This window comes from uncultured Cetobacterium sp., assembly GCF_947039425.1.
Taxonomy (GTDB): domain Bacteria; phylum Fusobacteriota; class Fusobacteriia; order Fusobacteriales; family Fusobacteriaceae; genus Cetobacterium_A.
Genome location: NZ_CAMQYW010000090.1, coordinates 1 through 6,571 on the forward strand (window position 1 = coordinate 1; position 6,571 = coordinate 6,571).

7 protein-coding genes are annotated in these 6,571 nt (G+C 27.2%); 5 read left to right on the forward strand and 2 right to left on the reverse strand.

Annotated features, from left to right (window positions below; genetic code table 11):
• Positions 1-719 (reverse strand): cell division protein FtsZ (locus Q0V09_RS06095; protein ID WP_297487684.1); only part of this gene is annotated, 719 nt, incomplete at its 3' end.
• Between the two features lie 29 nt (positions 720-748).
• Entirely contained in the window at positions 749-1,363 is a 615-nt protein-coding gene (locus Q0V09_RS06100; protein WP_297405759.1) for a histidine phosphatase family protein, read from the reverse strand.
• 87 nt (positions 1,364-1,450) lie between these two features.
• Here Q0V09_RS06100 and kdsB point away from each other — a divergent pair, with 87 nt between their 5' ends.
• From kdsB to Q0V09_RS06125, 5 genes are all read left to right on the forward strand, one after another.
• Positions 1,451-2,188, forward strand: coding sequence for a 3-deoxy-manno-octulosonate cytidylyltransferase (kdsB, locus tag Q0V09_RS06105; RefSeq protein WP_297487686.1), 738 nt, complete (start codon positions 1,451-1,453; stop codon positions 2,186-2,188).
• Between the two features lie 11 nt (positions 2,189-2,199).
• Positions 2,200-3,786 (forward strand): SpoIID/LytB domain-containing protein, encoded by a 1,587-nt coding sequence (locus Q0V09_RS06110; RefSeq protein WP_297405241.1) that lies wholly within the window; start codon positions 2,200-2,202, stop codon positions 3,784-3,786.
• Between the two features lie 94 nt (positions 3,787-3,880).
• On the forward strand, positions 3,881-4,519 hold the full coding sequence (locus Q0V09_RS06115; protein WP_297405239.1) for a TetR/AcrR family transcriptional regulator: 639 nt from the start codon (positions 3,881-3,883) through the stop codon (positions 4,517-4,519).
• Positions 4,519-5,793 (forward strand): TolC family protein, encoded by a 1,275-nt coding sequence (locus Q0V09_RS06120; protein WP_297487688.1) that lies wholly within the window; start codon positions 4,519-4,521, stop codon positions 5,791-5,793. The genes Q0V09_RS06115 and Q0V09_RS06120 overlap by 1 nt, the downstream gene beginning before the upstream one ends.
• Before the next feature lie 15 nt (positions 5,794-5,808).
• A partial coding sequence (locus Q0V09_RS06125; protein ID WP_297487691.1) for an efflux RND transporter periplasmic adaptor subunit occupies positions 5,809-6,571 on the forward strand: 763 nt, incomplete at its 3' end.

The window sequence follows — 6,571 nt, forward strand, 5'->3', positions numbered from 1 at the left end:
GCCGCTTTCTTAGCTCTATTTTCACCATGAGCAGTTCCAAATCCTAAAATAGCATCTCCTGAATTAAGTAAAAGAGATTTTATATCAGCGAAATCAAGATTAATTAATCCCTTAGCTAACATTAAATCAGCCATACCCTTAACAGCAGTATATAAAACAAAGTTACTTTTTTCAAATGCTTGTTTTATAGTGATGTTAGCATCTCCTAAGTTTAATAATTTATCATTTGGAATAACAATAAGAGAATCTACAGCTGGCCGCAAATTTTCAATTCCTTCATTGGCAATTTTCATTTTTTTACTACCTTCAAAAGAGAAGGGTTTTGTAACTACAGCAATAGTTAAAATTTTTAAATCTTTAGCAATTTTAGCTATATATGGAATAGCTCCAGTTCCAGTACCTCCACCCATAGTACTTGTTAGGAATAAAAAATCTGTTCCTCTTAATAAATTCTTTAAAAGAGTTTGACTTTCTTCAGCAGCCATTCTACCAATATTAGTATTTCCTCCAGAACCTAAACCTTTTGTAATGCTCGGTCCCAATTGGATTTTATATTCTGTTTTTGCAGCTGAAAGGTCTTGTAAATCAGTATTAGCAGCAAAAAAATTAACTCCATCAATATTAAAAGTTATCATATCGTTAATAGCATTAATTCCACCACCACCAATTCCCATAACTTTAATATTAATATTAAAATCTCTTTTAATATCTGTAGTCACAATACACCTCCTAAGTTAAGATAAATTATTTATGATAAATGAGTAGTATCTGAAAAATTAATAATTTCAAATTTACCATTATTATATTCTACTATAGTAGTACTCGTATTAGCAGGAACTTCCTGTTTTGAAAACTCATCTATTCCCTTATTATTAATAATATTAAAAATAGCTTTTAAAGTTACACCATGACTAACTACTAAAATTGTCTTATTTTCATTGTTTTCAATTAATTTATTTAATCCTCTTTCAACTCTAGTTAAAAGATCTGAATAGTTTTCACCTTTAAATGGAGAAGGATCATATTCTACAGGATTATTCCAAAAATTAAAATAAGCTTCAGGAAAATTATTTTCAAAATCATCTTTAGGAATACCTGCAACTTCTCCCATATTAATCTCTTTAAATTCTTCAATTGGATTAATAGGTAAATCACGATTTTTAATAATTAAATTAGTTGTATCTAATGCTCTTTGTAATGGTGATGAATAAACTTTATCTAAGTGGATATCTTTTAAATAAACAGAAAGCTTTTTAGCTTGTTCTACTCCTAGCTCAGTAAGAGGGGAATTTAATTTTCCTTGAAAAATTTTTTTAGTGTTCCAAACAGTTTCACCGTGTCTAACAAAATAAATACGTAACATATTTTTCTCCTTACAGAATAAATTTCTTTTTTTTAACACAAATTAAATGTATAATCATATTATACATTTAATTTTGGAGGTTGTAAAATGAAGTTTTTAGGAGTTATTCCTGCAAGATATGAGTCATCAAGATTACCCAAGAAACCATTAAAAGATATTTGTGGATATCCAATGATAGAATGGGTATATAAAAGAGCTTTAAAATCTAATTTAGATAAGGTTATTGTAGCAACAGATTCGAAAGAAGTTTATGAAGCCGTGAAAAAATTTGGCGGAGATGTAATTTTAACAAGAGAGGATCATCTAAATGGAACAAGTAGAATTGCAGAAGTATGTGAAAAAATAACAGATTTTGATGTAATAATAAATATTCAAGGAGATGAACCTTTAATAGAAAAAGATATGATTAATTCATTAATAGATTCTTTTAAAGTGGAAAGGAATTTGAAAATGTCTACATTAAAACATAAATTACACAGTTGGGAAGATATAGAAAATCCAAATTTTGTAAAAGTAGTAACTGATAAAAATGATTATGCAATTTATTTTTCAAGAAGTGTAATTCCTTATCCAAGAAATAAAAATATAGGGAATTATTTTAAACATGTGGGAATATATGGATATAAAAGAGATTTTGTTTTAGATTATTTTAAAATGGACAGTACTCCTCTTGAAAATTCAGAATCTTTAGAACAATTAAGAGTTTTGGAAAATGGTTATAAAATAAAAGTATTAGAGACAAATTTTGAAGTGATTGGTGTAGATACACAAGAAGAATTGGAAAAAGTAAGATTACACATAAAAAATAATAACATAAGTATTTAAAAGGAGATGAGATGTTAAAGAAAGTAATAGCGGGATTAATGTTACTTACTTTAGTTGGATGTAGTAATACAAAATCAAGAGAAAATTACTATAAAAACTATAAGAAAATAGAAAGTATTAAAAAAAGTAATTATAATGAAAGAATATATTCTAAAACTTTAAAAGGTGATAGAGTTGATTTATATGGGAAATATAAAGCAGATAATTTTCCAATAGCAAGACCAATACCATATTTATTATATGTAAATGATATGGAAAATCCAAAGATACCTTTTAGAGCTTATACAGAATCTGAATTTTTAAATTTTTATAAAAATTTAAGAGCTAAAGGACACGGAGATAATTCTAATTATTGGAGATGGAATTTTAAACTATCAAAACATCAATTAAATAATGTATTAAATAAAAATTTAGCTAATTTAGCAAGAAGAAGAGGAAGAGAAGTACTTACTTTATCAAGAGGTGAATGGATAAATAAAAAAGTGTCTTTAAATCCAGTTGGAACATTACAAGAATTAAAGGTTTTACAAAGAGGAAAGTCAGGGTTAATAATAAAATTAATGATAAAAGGAAGTAGAGGAACATATTTAGTCGTAAAAGAAGGAAATGTTAGAAATGTATTAGGTTTAAGTAAAAGAAGTGTAGGATCAACAGTTAATATATATGGATCTAGAAATGGAGATGGAAAATATTCTTCAAAACCCATATCAAGAAATCCTTATTTATTGCCATCAGCTTTCTTTGCTTTTGAAAAATTGTCATCAAGTGGATATACTTTTTATGGTGGTGGTTTTGGTCATGGGACTGGAATTCCACAATGGACAGCTATGGATTTAACTAGAAATAAAAATTTTAATTACCAACAAGTATTGAAAAGATATTATCCAAATACTCAATTAAGAAATATTAAATCTGTTAGAGGGATTAGTGAGGATATAAGAGTTGGGATAATGGATACAGGATTTAAATCATTGGAACATTCAAAAATTACTTTATATTCAGCGGGAAAAATAAAGTTAAGAAGTAGAGGTGGAAATTTAAATATTTCTCCAAGAACTTATATTGATTTTAGAAGCAAAAACGGATATACTAATGTAATTATAGGTGGAAAAGTTAGATTAAGGACAAAACACTATATAACAATAAGTTCTACAAGAATGATATCAGTTCCAAGTATAAGAAGACATATAAGAAGATATAGATTCCCAACATATAGAGGAACTTTTGAAATAAGACCATCAAGAGCTAGAAACTATTTAAGATTAATAAATGAGGTTCCTATTGAAGAGTATTTATTACAGGTAGTTCCAAGCGAGATGCCTAAAAGTTTCGGACTAGAAGCTTTAAAAGTTCAAGCTGTTGCAGCAAGGACTTATGCAGCCAAAGATCATCAAAGAAATCGTTATAAAAAATCAGGTTTTCATATTTTAGATAGTACACAAAGTCAAGTTTATAATAATTTAGATGAAAATGAAGTGGCAACAAAAGCTGTAAAATCAACAAAAGGAATAATTTTAACAAATGATAATAAGCCAATAGATGCAAAATATTATTCAACATCTTCAGGATTTAATTCAAGTGCTCATAATGTTTGGTAAAATATAAATAATTAGTTGACTAAATAGTCATTATGGATTAAAATACATTGTGACTGTTTAGTCATTTTTATTAGAATAGAAAGGAGTAGTGATAGTGAAGATTGAAAAAAGATATAAAATAATAGATACTGCAAAGGATGTTCTTTTAAAAAAAGGAGTTTTTAAAACTAGAGTTGAAGATATAACTAATAATTTAGGAATAGCAAAAGGTAGTTTTTATACGTATTTTAAATCTAAAGATATACTCTTAGAGGAGATAGTTCTTGAAATTTTAAATGCTAGAAAAGAGGAATATGATCATATTTTAGAAAATATAACTAACTTAGAAGAAGGGATAGAAAAATTTGTAGAAAATAGATTAATAATAGCTCCAAATGATTTGAAGAATCATCTTATTTTAATAAATTTAAGTAAAAATTTAGACTCTTTAGGATCTGGAATAAGAGAGATACTTGTGAATATAGAGATTTTAAATAGAAAAACATTGAATGATATTCTAGAAAATTTCTTAAAAGAAGAGTATGATGAAGAGATATTAGATAATATGATTATTTTTATAATGGGTGGAGTGAAGGCTTACAGATTAAAAAAATTCTTTTTTAAGAATATAGAAGAGTTTTATATAAGTGATACTTCGGAATACTGGAAAAAATTAGAAAATATTGATATAAGAAAAGATATTGATTGGTTAAAAAATAGAATTTTAAAATTTTTAGTAGGAGGAATGAATTAATGAAAAAACTATTAGTATTGCTAGTAGTGTTGTCAACTGCAGCTTTTTCAAGAGAGTTAACTTTAGAACAGGCAATTGATTTAGGATTGAATAATGGAAAATCAATAAAAACTTCTGAAATCTCAAAAGAGAATGCGGATTTAAATGTAAGAAGAGCGTTTAAATTAGCATTACCAAAGGTAACTTATAATGGAAAATATGAAAAGTCAGAGCACGAAACAAGATCAATGTTTGTGGGAGAAAGAAGTAATGTAGAGGAAAAAAGTGGATATAGTCAGTCAATAGGAGTATATCAGCCTCTTTTTAAAGGTGGAGCAATAACAGGTGGAATATTAGGAGCTGAAGCTTCAAAGAGTATGGCAAATATTTATTATTTAACTGAAAAAAGAGACGTTAGAATGAATATAATTGAAAATTATTCTAAAATAATAAATGATCAAAGAGATTTAGAAGTTTTAAAAGCATCTATGGATGAGTTACAAGAAAGATATAAAAAACAAAAAGAACAACTTGCTTTAAGAATAATAACAAAAGCAGATTTGTTAAAAACAGAGTTTAATATTCTTGAACTAGAATCACAGATAACGGGTAAAAAAACAGATTTACAAATTTCTAAAAAGGATTTAAAGTTAAAATTAATGATTCCAGAAAATGAAACTATAACATTACAAGAGTTTAGTGTTCCTGAGAATTTATTAAAAGAGATACATTTTAAAACAGATTTAAGTCAAGCTTTAACAAATAGTTTATCTGCAAAACTAGCAGGAAACAAGGTTAAGTATGCAAGAGCAGAAAAAATGGTGAGTAGATCAAGTTTACTTCCTGAAATAGATGCCTTTGCAACCTATGGAACATCAAGAGAAAGTCATAACTTTAACGAAAGCTTTGATAATGCTGAATGGAGAGGTGGAATTAAAGTAAAGTGGGATGTATTTAATTTTGGAAGTGGAATAGATGAATACAATGTGGCACAAAATAATGAAAATATAGAAAATTTAAATAAGAAAATAACTGAAGATAATATAAAACTATCTGTTACAAGAAATTATAGAGAGGTTATTCGTTTGGAGCAATTAAAAGAATCTAGAAAGAAAGCTTTAGCTGCATCAGATGAAAACTTTGCTATAGATACTGAAAGATATAATGCAGGACTTATTTCAACAGTTGACTTCTTATTATCTGAAAGTCAGCATAGAGAAGCAGCAGTAAATTATAATGCAGCAATACTTAATTATTATATTGCTTTTGAAAAATATAGATCATCACTTATTTAATATTTGGGAGGAAACATGAAAAAGGGGTTATATTTATTATCAGCAGTAGCTTTATTGTTAACTGCATGTGGAAAAAAGACAGAAGAAGTAAAAGTAAAAGTAGAAAAGAAACCAGTGGTAATATCTACTGTTAAAGATGAAGAAGTTTCGGATCTTTATATGACAGATGGAACATTACTTCCTCAAAAAAGAGTAAATCATACACTTGATAGTCAAGGTACAGTAAAGGTAATTTTAAAGAAAAATGGAGATTCTGTAAAGAAAGGTGAAGTTGTTGTTAAGTTTACTGATGCAGCAGCAGAAGCTTCTTATGAAAGTGCAAGAGCAAGTTTTGAAGCATCAAAATATAATTTAGAATCAGCAAAGAAAAACTTTAATAAATTTTCAACATTATACGATAAACAGATGATTTCAGAAGTTGAATTTTTAAACTATAGAAATACATATACAGATGCACTTGGTTCTTTTAGTTCAAAAAAAGCTATGCTTCAAGATTCGAAATCAAATTTTGAAAAATTAACAAGAAAATCAGAATTAACTGGAGTAATTGGGAATCTTAATTTAAAAGTTGGAAATGTAGTAGAGCCGAATACGACAATCTTTACAGTTGTTAATGAAAAAAATATGGATATAACAGTTGATTTTCCAGGGAAATGGCTAAATAGTTTAAAAGTAGGTTCGCCAGCTAAAGTGATTGTTTCTGATTTAGGTGAAAAAGAGTTTACAGCTAAAATAAAAGAGATAAATCCAATAGCTGATCCTGAAACTAAAAAATTCC

Excerpts from the sequence above, each read along its gene's own strand:
- Q0V09_RS06100 (WP_297405759.1), bottom strand. The coding sequence starts at position 1,363 with ATGTTACGTATTTATTTTGTTAGACACGGTGAAACTGTTTGGAACACT.
- kdsB (WP_297487686.1), top strand. The coding sequence starts at position 1,451 with ATGAAGTTTTTAGGAGTTATTCCTGCAAGATATGAGTCATCAAGATTA.
- Q0V09_RS06110 (WP_297405241.1), top strand. The coding sequence starts at position 2,200 with ATGTTAAAGAAAGTAATAGCGGGATTAATGTTACTTACTTTAGTTGGA.
- Q0V09_RS06120 (WP_297487688.1), top strand. The coding sequence starts at position 4,519 with ATGAAAAAACTATTAGTATTGCTAGTAGTGTTGTCAACTGCAGCTTTT.